Origin of the sequence: Psychrobacter sp. DD43, assembly GCF_904846555.1 — a bacterium.
Taxonomy (GTDB): domain Bacteria; phylum Pseudomonadota; class Gammaproteobacteria; order Pseudomonadales; family Moraxellaceae; genus Psychrobacter; species Psychrobacter cryohalolentis.
This window is the reverse complement of the sequence record NZ_CAJHBE010000003.1, coordinates 194,532-215,106: the sequence shown is the minus strand read 5'-3', so window position 1 is coordinate 215,106 and position 20,575 is coordinate 194,532. Positions and strand designations below refer to the sequence as shown.

Below are 20,575 nucleotides of genomic sequence, written 5' to 3'. Positions count from 1 at the left end.
CCTGCTTAATACAAAAAAGCCAGATACTCAGGGTATCTGGCTTAGCAAAAACTATCAATCTATTTTAGGACGAGACACAATATTTTCTGGATAGTGTGAATGCTAATAATTAATAGCGCGGCGGCACATACATATCATCAGGAATAGGCTCGCGATAATATTCATCATCACGCTTACGATCAGGTAGCTCCACCTCATCGCGTGGCACTTCTTTATAAGGAATTTGCTCAAGTAAATGGGCAATACAATTGAGCCTTGCACGTTTTTTATTATTGCCCTCAACCACCCACCAAGGCGCTTCAGGAATGTGCGTACGCTCAAACATCGTCTCTTTTGCTTTTGTATAATCTTCCCAGCGTCGCCGTGATTGCAAATCCATCGCTGACAGCTTCCACTGTTTCAGTGGGTCATGAATCCGGCTCATAAAACGAGAATGCTGTTCATCATCAGTAATTGAAAACCAATATTTTACCAAACGTATGCCCGAACGTACCAGCATACGCTCAAACTCTGGTACTGATTGAAAAAACTCTTCGTACTGCGCATCCGTACAAAACCCCATGACACGCTCGACGCCCACGCGGTTATACCAGCTACGATCGAATAAGACAATCTCGCCTGCAGCAGGTAAATGCGCCACATAACGTTGAAAATACCACTGTGACTGTTCACGTTCAGTAGGTGCGGGTAGCGCAGCCACTCGACAAACACGGGGGTTTAATCGTTGGGTGATACGTTTAATCGCCCCACCTTTACCCGCAGAATCACGTCCTTCGAATATCACCACAATGCGCTCACCGCGATCAACGACCCAATCTTGCAGTTTAATCAGCTCACGTTGTAAACGTACCAGCTCTTGAAAGTAGGTACGTCGATCTAACCGCTCTTGCTCACTCATCTCGCGACCATCAAACCGGAAATCGCGTACATAATCGTCTATTTCATTCTCAAGCTCTTCATCGTAACTGTCAATTAAGTCTTGATGCATCTTGCGTTTTAACTCATCGTTCAAAAGATCTTTATCCATACGCTCTATGAATGTCACTTGCTCAGGTGTGGTTAATTTACTGCGTTCTTGCTCGGTTAAAGATGTCGGGTCAATTATTAAGGGTTTTTTACCCATGATGCGCTCCTGATAAATATTTTTATTATGCCGTTACTATCTTATAGTCCATTAAATCCAAAACTACGTCGATACAAGTGTTGTTTTGACAAATATTTTTATTCTGTTTTATACCCATCTTTACTTTAGCATAGCACGCTCAATTCTATGAGTAGAGAAGGCTTCATTATTGTGTTAATAAAGTAGCCAATATTTATTTAGATAAAAAAATACCCTCTAATCAATAGATTAAAGGGTATTTTTAAAACTGAATCAGTCTTACACGTTGTATTTACATATCACTATTTTTCTAGGATACAGGTCACACCTTGACCGCCAGCGGCGCAAATAGAGATAAGCGCACGACCTGAGCCTTTTTGATCTAATAGTTTGGCAGCAGTGGCTAGGATACGACCACCGGTTGCAGCAAATGGATGACCTGCAGCAAGTGATGAGCCGTTGACGTTTAGCTTACTACGATCGATAGAGCCTAATGGCGCGTCAAGACCTAGACGCTCTTCACAGAACTTCTCGTCTTCCCATGCAGCAAGCGTTGATAATACTTGTGAAGCAAAAGCTTCATGGATTTCATAAAAATCGAAATCTTGTAGCGTCAAACCAGCACGCTCAAGCATACGCGGTACGGCATAGGCCGGTGCCATGAGCAAGCCTTCTGTATCACCAGATTTACCGATGAAATCAACAGCCGCTGTTTCTTGATGGACGATATAAGCCAATGGTTTTAGACCATGTGCTGCCGCCCACTCATCAGTACCTAATAGGATACAAGATGCACCATCAGTCAATGGGGTAGAGTTAGCAGCAGTCATGGTTGGCTTAGCATTCTTCTTACCAAAAACAGGCTTGAGCTTAGCTAGCTTCTCTAAAGTGGTATCTGGACGCAAGTTGTTATCGCGGGTCAGACCTTTATATGGGGTAATTAAATCATCAAAGAAGCCTTCGTCATAAGCGCGTGCTAGGTTTTGATGACTATTGAAGGCAAGCTCATCTTGCGCTTCACGGCTGATGTTCCATTCAAGCGTAGTGATCGCTTGATGGTCGCCCATGGATAAACCAGTACGTGGCTCACCATTTTGCGGCGTATCAAGTAAATCTTTCGGGTTTAGACCCATCAATGCTTTTAGGCGTTGTTTATTGTCTTTAGCTGCGCCCAATTTAATCAATACTTTACGTAAGCCATCGCCGACTGCGATAGGCGCATCAGAAGTAGTGTCAACACCGCCAGTAATAGCTGAATCGATGATACCAAGCGCGATTTTATTGGCAGAAGCAAACGTCGCTTGCAAGCCAGTACCGCAAGCTTGAGAGATATCATACGTTGGGGTATGTGGGTTAAGTGCAGTATTTAATGTCGCTTCACGAGTCAAGTTGATATCGCGGCTCAGTTTCATAACTGCACCAGCAACGACTTCACCGATTTTTTCATCTTGTAAGTTAAAACGCTCGACCAAACCATCTAACGCAGCAGTGAGCATATCCGTGTTGCTAACATCAGCATATGAGCCGTTTGAGCGAGCAAATGGGATACGGTTGCCACCTAGGATAGCCACACGGTTCTGACCTGAGCTAAGCTTAGTCGTACTTGCTTTTTTAGCCACAGTATTTGTTTTCTTAGCAGGAGTCGCGTCAGCCTTTTTAGATGCTTCTTTTTTATCACTGTTACTTTTTGCCGCACTTTCTTTAGCTGCGTTATCATCTTTCGTAGCAGTGGTTTTACTATCTTTTGCTACGGTTTCTTTTTTAGCGCTATCAGCTTTTGGTTCTGCTGCTTTGGCATCTGTTTTTTTAGCATCAGTGATGTCTGATTTTACAGCAGTATCGGTGCTCTTAGCATCACTGGCTTTTACCACGGTGGTCTCAACAACAGGACTATCTGGGTGATTGCTTTTGTTACTCATAATATTATCCTTAAAAAATATGGGTAGAAATAGAAAAGGGAAGTTATCAAAAAAATATTTAAATAATAGAAGTCTTTATTCTAAAAACACCTAAAATACTTTAGATACGTATTACCATTTATTGCGATATATATTACACATTATTGTCATACAGCATAAGACGCTTTTTATAACCTTACTGTATATCTTTAGCAAACGATGTGACGCTTAACCATGGATATTGCAGTGTTTACAAGGATAAATACAAGCTTTATAAACTGGCTAGTACTGATTAAAAGCATTGCATAATCGTAGGTTTGATAATATATTGTTATCGATAAATGGATTTGCTATAACTTATAGGTCTTAGTTTAGCACAAACTAAAATCCTTTAACGGCAGAAAAATAGTCCATCTTGTATACTGGCTTGTCTACATATTGCTATGGACATTAGTGGTTTTTGGACTTATTCGGTATGAATGTGTATAGTTAAGACCGTTTCTAACCTATTTAATAAGTACTTATTATTTATAAATGATGATATTAATGCCGCTTTATACAGGTGTTTTTTATAATCAATGCACTTTAATAGCGCGCATTTCATCATAGATACATTTTATTCTTGTTTACTATTATTTTATTCATCAATTAAAGGATTATATTATGTCAGACCGTTATGGTGATTTTGTTCAGTCGTCTATTGGTAAAAAGGTTGCAAAGAATTTAGGCTTACCAATGCCAGTAGATCTTGACCGTTTTGATAGTGGTCAACCTTTGGTACGTGGCAGCGTGCTGGTTGGTCGTGCTAATGGTGGCGATAACGCAGTTAGTGCGTCAGTGGCTCGTATTTTGTCAGAGCTGCATACGGAAATCTTTGTAAATAGTGGTGATGACGTAAAAGATACCCTGTCGGATGCAGGCGTTAAAGCCAAAGCCAATACTGGCAGTGATGATAAGTTTAAAGTTTTATTGTTTGATGCCAGCAATATTAGCAGTGCTGAAGAGCTCAAACAAGTGTACGAGTTCTTTCATAGCGTTGCGCGCCGTGTCGAAAAATCAGGTCGAGTGATCGTCATTGGTCGTCCACCAGAAGCGTTGACTGATATCGAAGCCGCATTGGCGCAGCGTGCCCTTGAAGGTTTTGTAAAATCAGTTGGTAAAGAGTTTAAACGTGGTATTACCGCACAGCTTATCTATGTTGAAGCAGGCGCAGAGCAGAATTTAGACTCAACGCTACGTTTTTTTACGTCAGCGCGTTCAGCTTATGTGTCAGGACAGGTCGTACGTGTCAGTAATGGTTCTAATGTCGATGTCGATTGGAACCAACCACTAGGTGGCAAAACCATGCTAGTCACTGGCGCAAGTCGCGGTATCGGCGAAGCAATTGCCCGTGTATTGGCTCGTGAAGGGGCACATGTTATTTGTTTAGATGTACCACAGCAGCAAGCTGACTTGCAGAAAGTGGCAAATGAAATTAGTGGTTCGGCTTTGACAGTGGATATTACCAGTGCTGATGCTGGTAAAGAAATCGCAGAAGCTGCACAAAAACGGGGTGGTTTGGATTCAGTGATTCATAATGCTGGTATCACACGCGATAAAACACTAGCAAATATGGATGATAAACAGTGGGATATGGTGCTCAATATCAATTTGGGCAGCATCGCTAAGCTTAACCGTTATTTACTAGATAACGATGTACTAAAAGATGCTGCACGTATCGTTTGTGTGTCTTCAATCTCAGGTATCGCTGGCAACTTGGGTCAAACCAACTATGCGACTTCAAAATCTGGTGTCATTGGTTTAGTCAATGCAACCGCCAAGCAGCTAGAAGATAATGCAAAAGGCATGACCATCAATGCAGTTGCGCCAGGATTTATCGAAACGCAAATGACTGAAGCGATTCCATTTGCTATCCGTGAAGCAGGTCGTCGTATGAACTCGATGAGCCAAGGCGGTTTACCAGTCGATGTTGCAGAAACCATCGCATGGTTTGCCTCACCTGCTTCTGGTGGTCTAAATGGCAACGTTGTCCGCGTTTGCGGTCAAAGCTTATTAGGTGCATAATTGTTCTTATATCAGATGAAAATGCAGATGATAAAGAAGGCTATGTGAGCCATAAAGTTGGTCGCTGATTGCCTTTATTATACAAGGTATTGACGTTACTTCACATATGCTTACGAAAAAACTGCTCATAAATTGTAATAAAGCTGCCCAAGGGTGGCTTTTTTATGATAAAAACAAAGTGACAATAAGCCAAACACCGTTATGCCTATTTTAGGATTTCATCTTATATTTTAGTCAGCGAATTCATAGCATATTAAATGCCATCAAAAAACTACTCAATCCCAACTTAGGATGTATTATGTCAGACAAACATTATGATGCGTTGCCCAAAGCGCATACTACCTATGCAAATATTGTCAAAAGCCTATTGCCTATCGGCAATAATGGTAAAGTTAGCCGCGATGAGTTGCCGCAAGCAACGTATTTTGTAGATGATTTGCATGTCGATCAAAGTAATCTAAATGATTATCGTAAAATTTGCGGCTTTGCAGACGATGGCAATGTGCCAATTACGTATTTTTCGGTGCTTTCACAGGCGTTACAGATGAATATGATGGTCAAAGAGCCATTTCCATTTGCTATGCTAGGACTGGTTCACGTCGATAACAGCGTGACCCAGTATCGTGCCATTAAGCAGAGTGAAACGGTTGCTATGTCAGTGATGTTTGATAATTTGCGTGACCATGCCCAAGGTCAGCAGTTTGATTTTGTCACCACGGTAAAAGCAGCAGACGAAATCATTTGGGAAGGCACGTCGACTTATCTATCACGCAGCAAAAAACCTGCCAGCAGTAAGGACAAAAAGAGTACGCCGCGTCCAGTAGCCGTTAAGCCATCAATCAATGAAGAGGGTGTTCACAGTATTTTTGAAGTGCCAGAAGATATCGGTCGCCGTTATGCGTTTGTCTCTGGTGATTTTAACCTGATACATTTGCATCCATTATCAGCGCGTGCCTTTGGTTTTCCAAAAGCTATTGCTCATGGTATGTGGTCGAAAGCTAAGTGTTTGGCGATGATGGGCGAGCTGCCTGATGCTTGTACAGTTGAGGTGTCATTTAAGCTGCCTATTTTCTTACCATCTGAAGTAGAACTTATCGCTGATCCACTTGTTCAGTTAGAAGGCGCAGAAGATACTTGCCAGTTTGGTTTGTTTAGTGCAAAAAATGACAAGCCGCATCTTGCTGGTGTGATTACCTTGCAGGATGAAGCGAAGTAAAATATAATTTTTATATCAAAAATCATTACTATTGAACACATTTATCCTTATGACTTTACATGAAAATTCAAAAAGCATCGAATGCTCTACTCATTCAGCTGCGGTAGACAAAGCAGCAGTTGGTGATGCTAGCAGTGCCGACACTAGTAGCAACGATAATGGCATCCATCTTGCCACCATATTTGAGCCATATTTTCGTCCTGATGAAAATACCATCGTATGCGGTGCGCTTGATGATGAAAAGGTGGCCGCATTGGCAGCAGCTGGAGTTGAGTTGGTTATTAACTTGCAGCCTGATGAAGAGCTGAAATTCGATGAAAGTACAGCTGTAGAGCAGGCAGGCATGCAATACGAGCATTTACCTATCAATGGCGCTGCTGACTTGAAACAGCTTAAAATACTGGCGTTTGATAACATACTACGTCAGCATCATGGCAAAAAAATTGCCATGCATTGTGGCTCTGGCAATCGTGTTGGCGCTGCCATAGCCTTACGAGCTGGTTGGTTACGTGGACGTAAAATGGATACGGCTATGGAGCGTGGGCGTAGTCATGGTTTGACTAAACTTGCAGAAGAGGTTCATAATCGATTGCTAGTACCGCGTTAAATCATAAATATCCCTAACAATAAAAAAGGCGACCTTAGGGTTGCCTTTTTTATTGTGTGATACATTATAAAAATATTTTGGAGGATAGAGATTTTTTATCCTGATAAGATGTATGACAGGCTTTAAACTGAATAACTTCATAAATATAAAATAGAACAGGGCACTTATGAACAATAATAATGAAAGCATCTCTACAACTACCCATCAAAACGCTACCGTAGGTACATATACTGACAATCATATTCAACGTCGGCTTCAACAACTGCTAACAGATTTGCAGCTTGATGATGCGCCAGCAGGCGGTGCATTAGTGGTTTATAAAGCTGGCAAATGTATCGCACAGGTAAGTGTGGGACTGGCACGTGCTGATTTATCATGGAATCCAGATACTTTATCATTGAACTTTTCGACTGGCAAAGGCATCTTGGCGACACTGGTTCATGTATTGGTATCACAGAAAAAACTGGATTATGACCTACCGATTGCCCATTATTGGTCAGCATTTGGCGTGCAAAATAAAGAGAAAATCACTTTACGCAGTGTGATGTCGCATCAAGCCAATATTTTTTCGATTCAAAGTATTGACCTCGATAATGAAACCGTCCTTGATTGGAATATGATGCTAGAGAAAATTGCAGCAATGCCTGTGATTGCACCTGAGCAGGCGGAATTATACGACAGTGCTTACAGTGCCTTGGTCTATGGTTGGGTGCTGGGCGGCGTGATAGAAGCCGTTACTGCGATGCCACTGGCTCAAGCGTTACGCCATTATCTAACAGAGCCATTAGGTATTGCCAACAGCTGCTACTTTGGTGTACCAGAAAATCAGGTCGACAAGGTTGCGCGATTGGTTAAAAACTTTGAGTCAGTAGAAGAGGTGTCAGAAAATGCACAAGAAAGCTCACAACCGCAGCCACGTTCCCGCCGTCATAAACCAGTTTTAAAACCAGATTCAGTAGATACCTTGCAAACTTATAGCGATTTACCGAGCTATGCCTGCTGGCAACAACAAGCAGCCAATCAGTATGCAATCCAATCAGTAACAGCTGATAGTGAAGAGCAGATAGGGAAAGTATTGCCAACATTGGATACGGCACAAATCAACCGTTTATACTTTGATAACAGTCAGCTGAATCTTAAAAACTATAAAGCAGCTCTGCTACTTGCGAGCAAAGAACCGATTGACTATTACCATTCGCAGACTTTACAAGCTACTATCCCCGCTGCCAATGGCGTCGCATCAGCACATGCACTGGCGACGATTTATGCGATGTTGGCTAGTGGTGGTATGTGGCAAGGGAAAACACTCATTGATGAGGCAACTTTTAAGCAGCTATCAACGCCGCAAGTCACTGGTATGGATGCCGTTATGCCAGCCCATATGGATTGGCGCTTGGGTTATCATCGCCGCTTTAGTATTTGTAATAGCGATAATTTTGAGGTAAACACTCACGATACAAAATTTCATGCGCCACAAAGTTTTGGACACATGGGCTATAACGGTTCAGTTGCGTGGTGCGACCCTGAGCGGCAGCTATCGTTTGCCTTTGTCCATAATTTTGATGTGACCATGCTCAACGATATCCGCCAGTTTGCGCTGACGGAAGCCGTATTAGGTCTGATTGATGCTGAGATTTAATCAGTATTAGTGCTTTATAAATAGAATTTTTTAGTTAAAGAAATACTGTTCATCTTATTATTGCGCTTTGTTTGGTGTCATTTTAAGCAACTGTTTTGCTGTTAAACCATGTATAAAAATAGACGCTAAAATCACAATTGAGCACACTATCCAAAGTTTAAGGGCATCTTCATCATTAAAAAACCCTTGGTTGAGTGCATAAGATAAGTAGTACAGGGTACCGATGCCGCGGATACCTAGGGCTGATATGGCGTATTTTTCAGTGCGCGGTAGATTCAACCCTGATAAGGCAATAAAGCCGCCAAGCGGGCGAATCAATAATAAAAAAGTAAAGCTGACGATATAGACGCGCCATGTTAGCTCAACGCCAGCTTGTAGACCTTGTCCAAGGAACATGCCAAAGATGACAAGCACCAGTGACATGAGTAAACCTTCTGATTGCTCAGCAAAATCATGCAATTTATGGTGGTAAGTGTGTTCAGATTCTGAACGACGGAACGCAAATGCCGCGACAAATACAGCAATAAAACCATAACTATGGACGTATTCTGCCAATCCATATGCCACCAGAGTTAAGGCAATGACCACATAACCTTGAGACATAGTCGTCTCACGGCTATACTTTGAGAACACCAACTTTGCCATGACTTTGCCAACGACGATGCCGACCAGTAACCCTGCGCCAATCTTCCACAATACATCATGGGTAAACCAAGACCACAGCATATCCCCCGTAAAACGCTCTCCTTCGCTATAGGCTTCTGCGATCTTAATCGCAAGATATACAAAAGGGAATGCAAGCCCATCATTTAACCCTGCCTCTGAGGTTAAGGTAAAGCGTGGTGTATCTTCACCTCCGGTATTAGGCGGTCCAACTTGAATGCTAGAGGCCAATACCGGATCCGTTGGGGCAAGGACAGCGCCGAGTAAAATCGCAGCACCTATCGTCATACCAAAGGCATAGTAACCTAATACTGCCATCGCAAAGATACCGATGGGCATGGTAATCAGGAGTAGGCGCATCGTCGGACGCCATAATCGCCAAGACAGCTCAGTATCAATCTTGATACCCGCACCGACTAAAGAAACCAACACTACAATTTCAGTCAGTTTTTCGATAATCAGTCCATTATCGATAGGGTTCAAAAATGCCAAACTTGTCCAAAAATAGCCCATCAGCAAACCAAAGCTTAATTGCAGCATGGGCAAGGAGATAGGTGTACGTTTAAAGATAATCGGAAATAGCGCACCGAATACGAAGGCAATGCCGCAAACCAATAAGAATAAATTGTAATTTTCAATCATGAGGTTGGTGCACACTGTTATATTTGATTTAAAGTTTAAAAAAAGTCACACTTAGTAGCCATTTATAATGACGGTAAAAACATCTAAATATCGCAAAAAATCGTTATCAGATAGTGATTAAATAGACAGATACGTTGTTTTTTGGTGAAAAAAAAGCCTGCATTGCGCAGGCTTAATAAATTCAGTTCAAGAATGGTACTTAAATATTATTGTCTAACGTTCAACTTGGCTGACGTCACGTACAGCGCCCGTATCGGCACTGGTGGTCATTGCGGCATAGGCACGTAAAGCAGGAGAGACATGACGCTCACGGCTGACGGGTTTCCAAGCATCACGTCCACGACTTTCCATTTCTTCGCGGCGAGCAGCTAACTCTTCATCACTGACCTGCATATTGATGGTACGGTTTGGGATATCAATATGGATAGTATCGCCTTCTTGCACGAGGCCAATGGCGCCGCCTTCAGCGGCTTCTGGGCTGGCATGACCAATAGACAAGCCTGATGTCCCACCAGAGAAGCGACCATCTGTAAGCAGGGCACATTCTTTGCCTAGGCCTTTAGATTTTAGATAAGTCGTCGGGTAGAGCATCTCTTGCATACCAGGACCGCCTTTTGGACCCTCAAAACGGATGATAACCACATCGCCTGCGACGATTTGATCATCAAGCACTGCTGCTACTGCGTCATCTTGTGATTCAAAGATACGTGCACGTCCGGTGAAAACCAAGATGCTGTCATCAACGCCGGCAGTTTTGACCACACAGCCACGCTCAGCAATATTTCCGTATAGAACGGCAAGACCGCCATCAGTTGAATAAGCATGTTGGGCACTTCGGATACAGCCGGATTCACGGTTCACATCCAGATTTGACCATTCTTTTGATTGTGAGAAAGCCTCAGTTGTCCGTACGCCACCAGGGGCTGCGATATAGCGTGCACGTGCTTCAAGATTGTCAGGATTCATAATATCCCATTTATCAATCGCTTCTTTCATCGTGGCACTATGGATAGTTGGCAAATCGGTATGTAGCAAACCAGCACGGTCAAGCTCGGCCAATAGCGCAAAGACACCACCAGCACGATGCACATCTTCCATATGATACTTTTGTGAAGCAGGGGCAACTTTAGCCAAACAAGGGACGCCACGACTTAAACGGTCAATATCGTGCATTTTGAAGTCGACTTCGGCTTCATGTGCAGCAGCAAGCAAATGCAAAATAGTATTGGTAGAGCCGCCCATGGCGATGTCTAAAGTCATGGCATTTTCAAACGCAGCTTTAGTAGCGATAGAGCGTGGTAGGACTGAATCATCATCTTGCTCGTAGCGACGTTTGGCTAGTGACACAATAGTGCGACCCGCTTCTAGGAATAGCTCGCGGCGTAGCGAATGGGTTGCTAATAATGATCCATTACCCGGTAATGCCAAGCCTAAGGCTTCGGTTAAGCAGTTCATCGAGTTGGCAGTGAACATACCAGAGCACGACCCACAAGTCGGGCAAGCTGAGGCTTCAATAGCGGCGACATCTTCATCACTAATGCTATCATCAGCCGCGTCCATCATCGCATCGACGAGGTCAAGCTTACGAATGGCATTACCTTTACTGTCAGTGCTATGGACGTCGCTACTACCATCATTATTATGACTGTGTGCGACCGTGCTGGCGATAATTTTACCCGCTTCCATTGGGCCACCTGAAATAAAGACGACGGGAATATTGAGGCGCATGGCTGCCATCAACATACCCGGAGTGATTTTATCGCAGTTAGAAATACATACTAGCGCATCGGCGCAGTGGGCATTGACCATATATTCGACAGAATCAGCAATCAGATCTCGACTCGGTAGTGAATACAACATACCGCTATGACCCATGGCAATACCATCATCAACAGCAATGGTATTAAATTCTTTTGCCACGCCACCCGCTTTTTCAATTTCGCGTGCAACCATTTGTCCCAAATCTTTTAAATGCACATGGCCGGGTACAAACTGGGTAAAAGAGTTGGCAATGGCAATAATAGGTTTGCCAAAGTCGCCATCAGTCATGCCAGTTGCGCGCCACAGGGCACGAGCACCTGCCATATTACGACCGCCGGTAGAGGTTTTTGAATTGTAATCCATGTGGTATTCCTTACAAATGAGCGAGATTTATTAATATGTGCAGCATCCGCTGCAATGTTGATAGTGTGCTTTTTATACCGGGAGAGTACTAGTGAATAATACTAAGTCGTTACCATACCATTAGATATGAGTAACTGAAAATAATTAACCTATAACAAACAAGACTTAAGGGTCAATCATTTATGCAAGCCGCTCCAAAATAGCGGTTTCAAACCAAGGGAGCTCAGCTTTATCTGCTTCTAGCTTGGCAATGACGACTAAGGCATGAGTCGCTGGTAGGTATTGATACTCCATACTGGATTCTATTATTAATGGCAGCGGCTGATTGGTTTCTGTATCAATGCTCTGTTCGTCAATACTAATCAGCGCTTGTTTGTTGTTTTTATACAGGATATCAATACGACCAAAAAACTGCCATTCTTTAAAGGCTGCAATGATAGCATCATCTTTATCTTTAGTATAAATCTGCTGCGTCTCTTTACCCGTATTGGTCCAATGCAAACGCACAGCGAGTTGTAATGCTTCGCTAAATACCACCAATGAGCCAATCACCTTGACATGCCACGGATTGCATATGAGTGCTTCATCGATACCAATTAGCTTGGCAGCTTCTTGCGCTGTCATCGGTGTATTAAATTGTGCCAGTAGCTTTGGGGTTAAAGGATAGGTCTGCTTAACGACATCGTCCAAACTGTCATAATGATATAAAAATGGCAGCGGTAAGTCTTGAGTGAGGGTCTTTTGACTGATTTTACAGTTATGAATACGCCAACTGATGGCTTTATCAGTCAATGCTTGCGCTAATATAATGGCATTTGGGTCAGTAGCTGAAGGGTTATTTGACCCAAGCGTTTGCTTATGCTCATCATTGTTTATGATAGCGTCATTGATAGACTGCGTATGAGCGTCAGTATTATTAGATAATTGAGTTGGCAAGGCAGTCAAATCCATCATGGTAAGGTCATCAAGAGAGTAGATTAATATAACATTTATCGCGCATGGCTCGTCAATAATTTAATCATCAACGAGAGCAGCAAGTTAGTTCATGAAGATCAATCAGTGATTATCTGATACTTGTACTTAAGTGAGATTTCGTCCACTATATTTAATGGTGTAAGTATTCGTTTAATACTCGCTATCCAATCAATACTAACTTTGATTCAATAATAATACAGGTTAAAGGAATAAGATAATGAGCCAAGCCAATCCGCAAACTACTTATAAAGACGATAATATTTTTGCCAAAATGCTCGATGGCGATATCCCTTATCATAAAGTTTATGAAGATGATAAGACTCTTGCTTTTATGGATATCATGCCACAAGCAAAGGGGCATGTTTTGGTCATTCCTAAGCAAAAAGCGGTGGACTTAGCTGATCTTGAACCTGAATACGCGGCAGCTGTGTTGATGACGGCTAAAAAAGTTATGGAAGCCCAGCGTCAGGTACTTAATCGTGAAGGCATTATCCAAATGCAGCTAAATGGTGCAGAAGCAGGGCAAACGGTGTTTCATTATCATGTGCACCTGATTCCTTCTAGTATTCATGAGCTTGGTCGCCATGCCGTCACACAAGCAGATCATGCCGAGCTTGCAAAAACAGCTGAACAACTGGCAGCGATTATTACTGCGTAATTTTAAAAACGTCTATCGTTGTTATGAGTTAAAAGAACAGATAGTACTTACTCTTTAGGTAATAATAAAAGGGCAACTAACAAGTTGCCTTTTTTGTTTTTAGGTAATAGTGCTGTAACAATAGTTCAAGTAATGTGACAAATGAGCAGCAATACTGGGGTTAGTAATCGGTTTGTGGTAAACATTAAGTCTACTTGATCGTTAATATAAGAATCTGCTTATGAAGAACAAATCCTCCCGTTCCACTATTCTTTTGCCCGTCTTCGTACCGGCAGCAGCCATTATGCTGCTATTAGTGATTGGTACTGCCATTAATCCTGAGTCTGCTGGGGAACTATTTAGCACCGTTCTGAATTTTACCACTGAGACTTTCGGCTGGTTCTATATGCTAGCAGTCGCTATATTTTTGATGTTTATCATTGTCTTGGCGTTTTCGTCTTATGGCAGTATTAAACTGGGACCAGATCATGCTCAGGCTGAGTATAATTTTCTTGAGTGGTTTGCCATGCTGTTTTCTGCAGGGTATGGCATCGCTTTACTATTTTACGGCGTAGCAGAGCCAGTCATACACTTTGCCAGTCCACCGCTTTCAACGCCGCAGACTATTGAGGCCGCAAAAGAAGCGATGCAAATTGCCTATTTCCACTGGGGTTTTCATATTTGGGCGATCTATGGTGTGGTAGGTTTGTCGCTGGCATATTTCTCTTTTCGTCATGGCTTGCCCTTGTCAATGCGCTCAACACTATATCCACTCATTGGTGATAAAATTTATGGTCCGATTGGACATACTGTTGATGTGTTTGCCATTGTGGGCACGATGTTCGGTATTGCGACCAGTTTGGGGATTTCTGTATCACAGATCAATGCCGGTTTAAATTATCTATTACCAAATACGATACCTGTTAGTATTACAGTTCAGGTGATTATCATTGCGCTGGTGACACTAGCAGCTTTGGCATCTGTTCTCGCTGGCATGGATAAAGGGGTAAAGCGACTCTCAATTTTGAACATGATGTTAGCAACGGGGCTGATGCTGTTTGTTTTTATCGTGGGTCCAACCATCTTTATTCTAAACGCCTTTATGGAAAACACGGGCAGCTATTTAGGCAATATTGTTGAGCGTACTTTTAGTTTACAGGCTTATCAATCGAGTGATTGGATCGGCAGTTGGACACTCTTTATCTTTGCATGGACGATTGCTTGGGCACCCTTTGTCGGATTGTTTATTGCCAAGATTAGTCGGGGTCGTACTATCCGTGAGTTTGTATTAGGCGTGATGTTAGTACCAACCTTCTTTACATTTTTCTGGTTCGCAGTTTTTGGCGATACAGCGCTCCATATGATTATGGTTGATGGTTACGATGCACTCATTACTGAAGTGCAGAACAACCAAGCAATTGCTTTATTTAAGTTATTAGAGAAATTGCCTTTTACTCAGATAGTGTCGTCATTAACAGTACTATTAATTATTACTTTTTTTGTGACCTCATCGGATTCAGGGTCGCTAGTTATTGACTCTCTTGCAGCGGGTGGACGTAGTGATACGCCATGGTGGCAACGTACCTTTTGGGTAGTGACTGAAGGGGCAGTTGCCGCGGCTTTACTGGTCGCTGGTGGACTGACAGCATTGCAGACTGCCGCTATTGTCAGCGCCTTACCCTTTGCCGTTATTATATTGATTTCGATATTTGGCATGTGGCGAGCGCTACGTATTGAAGGTCATCGTAACCAGAGTTTAGGTAATGATAACCATTTGCCGCCGCATCTACTGAAACTAGAGGCTTGGCGCGAGCGTATTGATTATATGACTGAGCAGCCAACACGCGATAAAGTGCTTAGTTATATCAAAGGAACGATTTTATCTTCTATGAACGAAGTGGCTGAGAAGTTCGCCGATACAGGTTGGTTGCCTGACGTGAATTATGATGAAGTCAATAATCGCGCTGTATTAGAATTGAGAAGTGGCGATAATGTGGAGTTCTGGTACGAGGTTCGCTTATCAGAGCATGATATTCCTGATTATTATACGGAAGATATGGCAAACAAATTGCCACAAGAGCACCATTACCGTGCTGAAGTGTATTTGCGCCGTGGTGGTCAGACCTATGATTTATATGGTTATGAATCAGTGTCGATTATTAATGACATTATCGATCAGTTTGAGAAATATCTACACTTTGTCAATGTCTCACCAGATATTTTACCGTGGCGTATGCAAGAGCATGATGAAGATATAACGCTTGAGCAGGGCAGTGTGTTTGATAAATAGGTATATTAAACAGGACATTTAATGTTGATAAACTTTATGAGCTGAGCAAATGATTACGTAATCCCTTGCAATATGCTCACGAATCCTTAGAATAACGGCTTGTTTTCATTACCAATCAAGCCGTTTTTTTTATGTCTATTGATTCTCCAGTTTTACTTTCGTCTAATCCTACCTCAGACCATCCTTTATTGCAGCCACTCGTGATTGGCGGCTTGACGATTGAGAACCGTTTGATAGTTGCACCGATGGCTGGCGTGACAGACAATCCTTTTCGCAGATTGTGCAAATCCTTTGGTGCAGGTCATGCAGTCAGTGAAATGATTATCGCTGATACGGCGTTGTATGCGCGCAAAAAATCGCTCTATCGTGCCAATTTTGATAATGAAATCGCGCCAATTTCGGCACAAATTGCTGGAGCTGAACCTGATAAATTGGCAGAAGCGGCGCGTTATCAGATTGATAATGGTGCACAAATTATTGATATTAATATGGGTTGCCCTGCCAAAAAAGTTTGCCGTAAATTGGCAGGCTCTGCACTATTGCAAGATGAGGATTTAGTTGCTCGATTGCTAGATGCTGCGGTGAATGCCGTCGATGCGCCTGTTACTTTAAAAACGCGCTTGGGCTATGAAAATGGACGTGAAAACATTTTGCGTGTTGCAAAGCGAGCAGAGCAAGCGGGTATAGCTGCTATTGCCATCCATGGACGCACGCGTGAAGATATGTATACCGGAGAGGCGCGTTATGAGCTGATACGTGAGGTCAAAGAAAGTATTAGCATTCCAGTCATCGCAAATGGCGATATAGACAGCGCGCAAAAAGCGCAGCGTGTTTATGAGCTAACCGGCTGCGATGCGGTGATGATTGGACGCGCTGCCCAAGGACAACCATGGATATTTCGCGATATCGAGCATTTTTTGCGCACAGGTGAGACGCTGGCATCGCCCAGTGTTAGCGAGATAAAAGAAATTGTACTGACACATTTAGAAGAGCTATACGGTTTTTATGGTGAATACTCAGGCTGCCGTATTGCTCGCAAGCACATTGCTTGGTATACCACCGGTATTCCGAACTCTAACGCCTTTAGGCAAGCCATGTATGGTGAGGAAAGTACCGCCGGACAGTTCCGTGTGGTAGAGGATTTTTTGAATGCTCATGAATAAACAATGAAGAGCATATGTCGAGCACAAAGTGATCCATACTTCATCTAGTAAGAATGTCTATCCAGTTAAACTGGCTTTATTGCTTATTTATTTCCTTTAACCTATATTTCTTTGTTATGATTTAGGTAAATATTAACGGAAGTCTAATTTTTAAAAGGATGTTTCATGGCTAACCCTTCAAAAAAAGCAATCGGTAAAGCAGTTCAAGACAAGAATATTATTATAACGGGGGCATCAAGCGGTATTGGTGAGCGTACTGCTTTTTTGCTTAGTGAATGCGGTGCTCATGTCATTTTGTTGGCACGTACTGAAGAGAAGCTAAAAGCGGTTAAAGAAAGTATCGAAGAGCTTGGTGGTAAGGCAAGTTATTATCCTTGTGATTTGACCAATATGGATGCCATTGAAAAAGTTAGCACGCAAATTTTGGCGGACTTTGGTCACGTTGATGTCTTGGTAAATAATGCCGGTCGCTCGATACGACGCTCGGTTCACGAATCCACTGAACGTTTCCATGATTTTGAGCGTACCATGGATATTAATTACTTTGGCGCAGTCAAAATCATTCTTGGGTTTTTGCCGACGATGATTGAACGTCAAACGGGTCAAATTGTGAATATTTCATCAATTGGTGTATTGGCAAACAGTCCGCGTTTTGCCGCGTATGTCGCCTCAAAATCGGCCTTGGATGCCTTTAGCCGTTGTCTAGCTGCCGAAGTTAAAGGCGATAATGTGACGATAACTAATATCTTTATGCCATTGGTACGCACGCCGATGATTGAGCCAACTAAGCTTTATCGTTATATGCCAGCGCTTATGCCAGATGAGGCGGCAATGATGGTCGCCAAAGCGATCGTTCATAAGCCAAATAGTATTGCTAGTAACATGGGCAAGTTTGCGTCGGCTACTTATTCATTAGCACCAGCGATTAACGTTGGTATTCAATCGATGGGTTATCGTATTTTCCCAAGCACTCGTGCCGCTCAAACCACCGATAAAAAACCAAACCTTGCTCAACGTGCCTTTGCCAGAATCTTACCGGGTGAGCATCACTAGATTGTATTTATTATGTATGACCAAAAAAGGATACTTCGGTATCCTTTTTTAGTGCCTTAAAAGCATTGATAAGGATATATACGGGTAGGCAGTGGATTTCTATTTAACATAAGGCTCGTTATGGGAAGAAGGACGGTTTTTCCTAATGAGAACTTAAGCCTTTTGTTACAAGAGATATGTTGATGAACTAACTCATTAAAAAAATGCAGATGTGCTCTTAAGCATATACGTAATGGAAATTAAGACATGCATCATGACTATCTTAATTCCTATTACTGTAAGCTTTATTCCTTGCTTCAATTCTTAGTATTTAGAAAATATTAGAGGGACTTGATATATGTAGTACCAACTTGGCATCAAGCGCTTACCAAGTTAGTACTATATTGATTTATATCTGCGCCTGCGGATTATTTTTGGCATAACGCCATGACATCAATCCAGTAATAATTAGCACTACTGCAATAAAGCCTAAAGAAGCTGCTATTGGAACGTGATAAAGATCAAGTAGAAGCATTTTTATACCAATAAATGTCATTATCACGCCTAGCCCATATGGTAAGTAGTGCATTGTGGCTGCTGCGCCTGCTAATAGGAAGAACATAGCACGCAGACCTAAAATAGCGAATAAGTTAGCACTTAATACAATGAATGGGTCGGTGGTAATGGCAAAAATAGCAGGAATAGAATCAACTGCAAAAATAACATCAGAGATTTCGACTAAAATTAATACTACCAACATGGGTGTCGCCCACAATAGACCGTTTTCACGCACTAAAAACTTTTCGCCTCGTAGCGTGGACGTAATGCGCATGTGTCTACGTAGCCATTTTAATAGCTTCATTTCCTCAAGGTCGACAGGTTCGTCGTGGCCACCTTTTAAAAATTTATAACCGGTATAAACCAAGAACGCACCAAAGATATAAAGTACCCATGAAAACTCTTGGATTAGCCATGCGCCTGCAAGAATAAAAATAGTACGTAAAACGATAGCGCCTATCACGCCATACAATAGTATACGGCGCTGTAACGCAGGTGGAACAGCAAACGCGCCAAAAATCATAAGCCAAACAAATACGTTATCAATGGCTAGTGATTTTTCGATTAAATAACCAGTCACAAACTCTAAGGTTTTTTGATTGGCAACTGCTACACCCAATTCTGCGTTTAAATACCACCATAATCCGCCTGCGAATATAGCAGATACACTGACCCAAGCAATACTCCATACCGCAGCCAATTTAATAGAAACAGGTTGGTTCTCTTGTACTGCGTTTACATCAGAACTCTCTGGCGTATGTTTGTGCTTAAAACCTAAAAAGTCGATCAGTAACATGACTGCGACTATTACAAAAAAAATGGCATATAGCCAAGGGGTGCCGATGGTTTCCACAATGTTCCTCAAGTATAATAATAGGGGTCGCTATGATATTTAGCTGCAATTGATATGCCGTTATATCAGTGCCAAAGCCCTAAGAAGAAAATCTAATATACAGATTTTATTTCTTTTCATCTACACCAATTTTAGTTTAGAAAAGCTAGGGCGTGTCCTCATTTCAAAAATGGTGATAAAAATGAGATAAATTGCAGTCAAACAAGGAAAATAGCGCAGATAATATCGGGATATTAACCAGCTATTTAACGATGTTTGGCAAAATTTAGCCATTTTTAGCCCGTTTAGATATGATCAATTGAATTGAGGACACGCCCTAATGACATATTACTATTTGAACCTATTTAAATGATAAATAAATCACTAACAAGATAAGGTAAACCAATGCATCAAATGAGTGAATGGGTGCTAGTTATCATGGCAAAGTTTGGCTATCTTGGCATTATATTTGCCATGTTTGCTGAAAATGTTTTTCCACCTATACCTTCTGAGCTAATTATGCCAGCAGCAGGTTTTGCGTCAGCTAAAGGTGATTTAAATATACTATTGGTCATAGCAGCAGGTACATTTGGCAGCGTTTTAGGCGCTCTACCTCTCTACTATCTAGGATCTTTATTCAATGAAGAGCGACTAGTGATTTTTACTAAAAGGTACGGCAAATACGTGTTTATTAAGCCTGAGGATATTTTATCGTCCAATGTTTGGTTCGATAAACATGGTAAAAAAGCGGTTTTTTTTGGTCGCATGGTGCCTGGTATTCGTTCACTAATTTCCATTCCTGCAGGGATGAATAAAATGTCGCTGGTTTCTTTTGTAATATTAACGGCTTTAGGGGCAAGTATTTGGACGACAATATTGACTCTTTCAGGATTTTACTTGGGTAGAAACTATGAGGTCATTGCAGCTATGCTAGCGCCTTACTCTAAGGTTTTCTTATTACTTGCCATAGTCATGATTGTTGTTTGGCTTATTAGACGTCGACTATCTGATCAGCATAATAGTAAAACTGTTTAAAACAAAATCGATTTATGGGGAAAATGACGGTTCTTTACTTTACCGATAGATTCCTCAATATTTTATTTTAGGCATACCCCAAGGGAACCAACTGTTTC

The 20,575-nt window shown here is 42.0% G+C and carries 15 protein-coding genes; 9 read left to right on the top strand and 6 right to left on the bottom strand.

All coding sequences use genetic code 11. The annotated features are described in order from the left end of the window. Positions 1-109 precede the first annotated feature (109 nt). On the bottom strand, positions 110-1,123 hold the full coding sequence (ppk2, locus tag JMX89_RS02895; protein WP_011513404.1) for a polyphosphate kinase 2: 1,014 nt from the start codon (positions 1,121-1,123) through the stop codon (positions 110-112). 281 nt (positions 1,124-1,404) lie between these two features. Further along, complete coding sequence (locus tag JMX89_RS02890; protein WP_133104158.1) at positions 1,405-3,021, bottom strand: acetyl-CoA C-acetyltransferase; 1,617 nt, start codon at positions 3,019-3,021, stop codon at positions 1,405-1,407. A 642-nt stretch (positions 3,022-3,663) separates the two neighbouring features. Between JMX89_RS02890 and JMX89_RS02885 the strand changes: the two genes are divergently transcribed. From JMX89_RS02885 to JMX89_RS02870, 4 genes are all read left to right on the top strand, one after another. Continuing rightward, on the top strand, positions 3,664-5,064 hold the full coding sequence (locus tag JMX89_RS02885) for a 3-oxoacyl-ACP reductase (RefSeq protein WP_133104159.1): 1,401 nt from the start codon (positions 3,664-3,666) through the stop codon (positions 5,062-5,064). 298 nt (positions 5,065-5,362) lie between these two features. Then, a complete protein-coding gene (locus JMX89_RS02880; RefSeq protein ID WP_201550810.1) occupies positions 5,363-6,280 on the top strand; it encodes a MaoC family dehydratase in 918 nt (305 codons plus the stop codon). Between the two features lie 49 nt (positions 6,281-6,329). Next, entirely contained in the window at positions 6,330-6,887 is a 558-nt protein-coding gene (locus JMX89_RS02875; RefSeq protein ID WP_201550808.1) for a beta-lactamase hydrolase domain-containing protein, read from the top strand. 166 nt (positions 6,888-7,053) lie between these two features. After that, positions 7,054-8,526 carry a serine hydrolase domain-containing protein gene (locus JMX89_RS02870; RefSeq protein ID WP_201550807.1) on the top strand — a complete coding sequence of 491 codons (1,473 nt, stop codon included), beginning with the start codon at positions 7,054-7,056 and terminating at the stop codon, positions 8,524-8,526. Between the two features lie 57 nt (positions 8,527-8,583). Here the strand turns inward: JMX89_RS02870 and JMX89_RS02865 are convergent, their stop codons facing one another. The 3 genes from JMX89_RS02865 to JMX89_RS02855 all read right to left on the bottom strand — a co-directional run bounded on the left by JMX89_RS02865 (position 8,584) and on the right by JMX89_RS02855 (position 12,909). Beyond that, positions 8,584-9,831 carry a cation:proton antiporter gene (locus JMX89_RS02865; RefSeq protein WP_201550806.1) on the bottom strand — a complete coding sequence of 416 codons (1,248 nt, stop codon included), beginning with the start codon at positions 9,829-9,831 and terminating at the stop codon, positions 8,584-8,586. Positions 9,832-10,044: 213 nt separating this feature from the next. Further along, the gene (gene ilvD / locus JMX89_RS02860) at positions 10,045-11,955 is read right to left on the bottom strand and encodes a dihydroxy-acid dehydratase (RefSeq protein WP_011513411.1); all 1,911 of its coding nucleotides are present in this window, start codon (positions 11,953-11,955) and stop codon (positions 10,045-10,047) included. 180 nt (positions 11,956-12,135) lie between these two features. Next, positions 12,136-12,909, bottom strand: a complete 774-nt coding sequence (locus tag JMX89_RS02855) for a hypothetical protein (RefSeq protein ID WP_201550805.1) — start codon at positions 12,907-12,909, stop codon at positions 12,136-12,138. Between the two features lie 238 nt (positions 12,910-13,147). Here JMX89_RS02855 and JMX89_RS02850 point away from each other — a divergent pair, with 238 nt between their 5' ends. The 4 genes from JMX89_RS02850 (at position 13,148) to JMX89_RS02835 (ending at position 18,073) form a co-directional block, all read left to right on the top strand. After that, the gene (locus tag JMX89_RS02850; protein WP_201531298.1) at positions 13,148-13,588 is read left to right on the top strand and encodes an HIT family protein; all 441 of its coding nucleotides are present in this window, start codon (positions 13,148-13,150) and stop codon (positions 13,586-13,588) included. A 220-nt stretch (positions 13,589-13,808) separates the two neighbouring features. Continuing rightward, complete coding sequence (locus JMX89_RS02845) at positions 13,809-15,857, top strand: BCCT family transporter (RefSeq protein WP_201531299.1); 2,049 nt, start codon at positions 13,809-13,811, stop codon at positions 15,855-15,857. Between the two features lie 131 nt (positions 15,858-15,988). Continuing rightward, positions 15,989-17,020: a tRNA dihydrouridine synthase DusB gene (dusB, locus tag JMX89_RS02840; RefSeq protein ID WP_133104166.1), complete on the top strand. Its 1,032-nt coding sequence runs from the start codon at positions 15,989-15,991 to the stop codon at positions 17,018-17,020. Positions 17,021-17,185: 165 nt separating this feature from the next. After that, on the top strand, positions 17,186-18,073 hold the full coding sequence (locus JMX89_RS02835; RefSeq protein ID WP_020443284.1) for an SDR family NAD(P)-dependent oxidoreductase: 888 nt from the start codon (positions 17,186-17,188) through the stop codon (positions 18,071-18,073). Between the two features lie 388 nt (positions 18,074-18,461). Here JMX89_RS02835 and JMX89_RS02830 read toward each other — a convergent pair whose 3' ends face one another. Beyond that, on the bottom strand, positions 18,462-19,463 hold the full coding sequence (locus JMX89_RS02830) for a TerC family protein (protein ID WP_201550793.1): 1,002 nt from the start codon (positions 19,461-19,463) through the stop codon (positions 18,462-18,464). Positions 19,464-19,847: 384 nt separating this feature from the next. Here JMX89_RS02830 and JMX89_RS02825 point away from each other — a divergent pair, with 384 nt between their 5' ends. Further along, complete coding sequence (locus JMX89_RS02825; protein WP_133104168.1) at positions 19,848-20,477, top strand: DedA family protein; 630 nt, start codon at positions 19,848-19,850, stop codon at positions 20,475-20,477. The last annotated feature ends 98 nt before the right edge of the window (positions 20,478-20,575 follow it).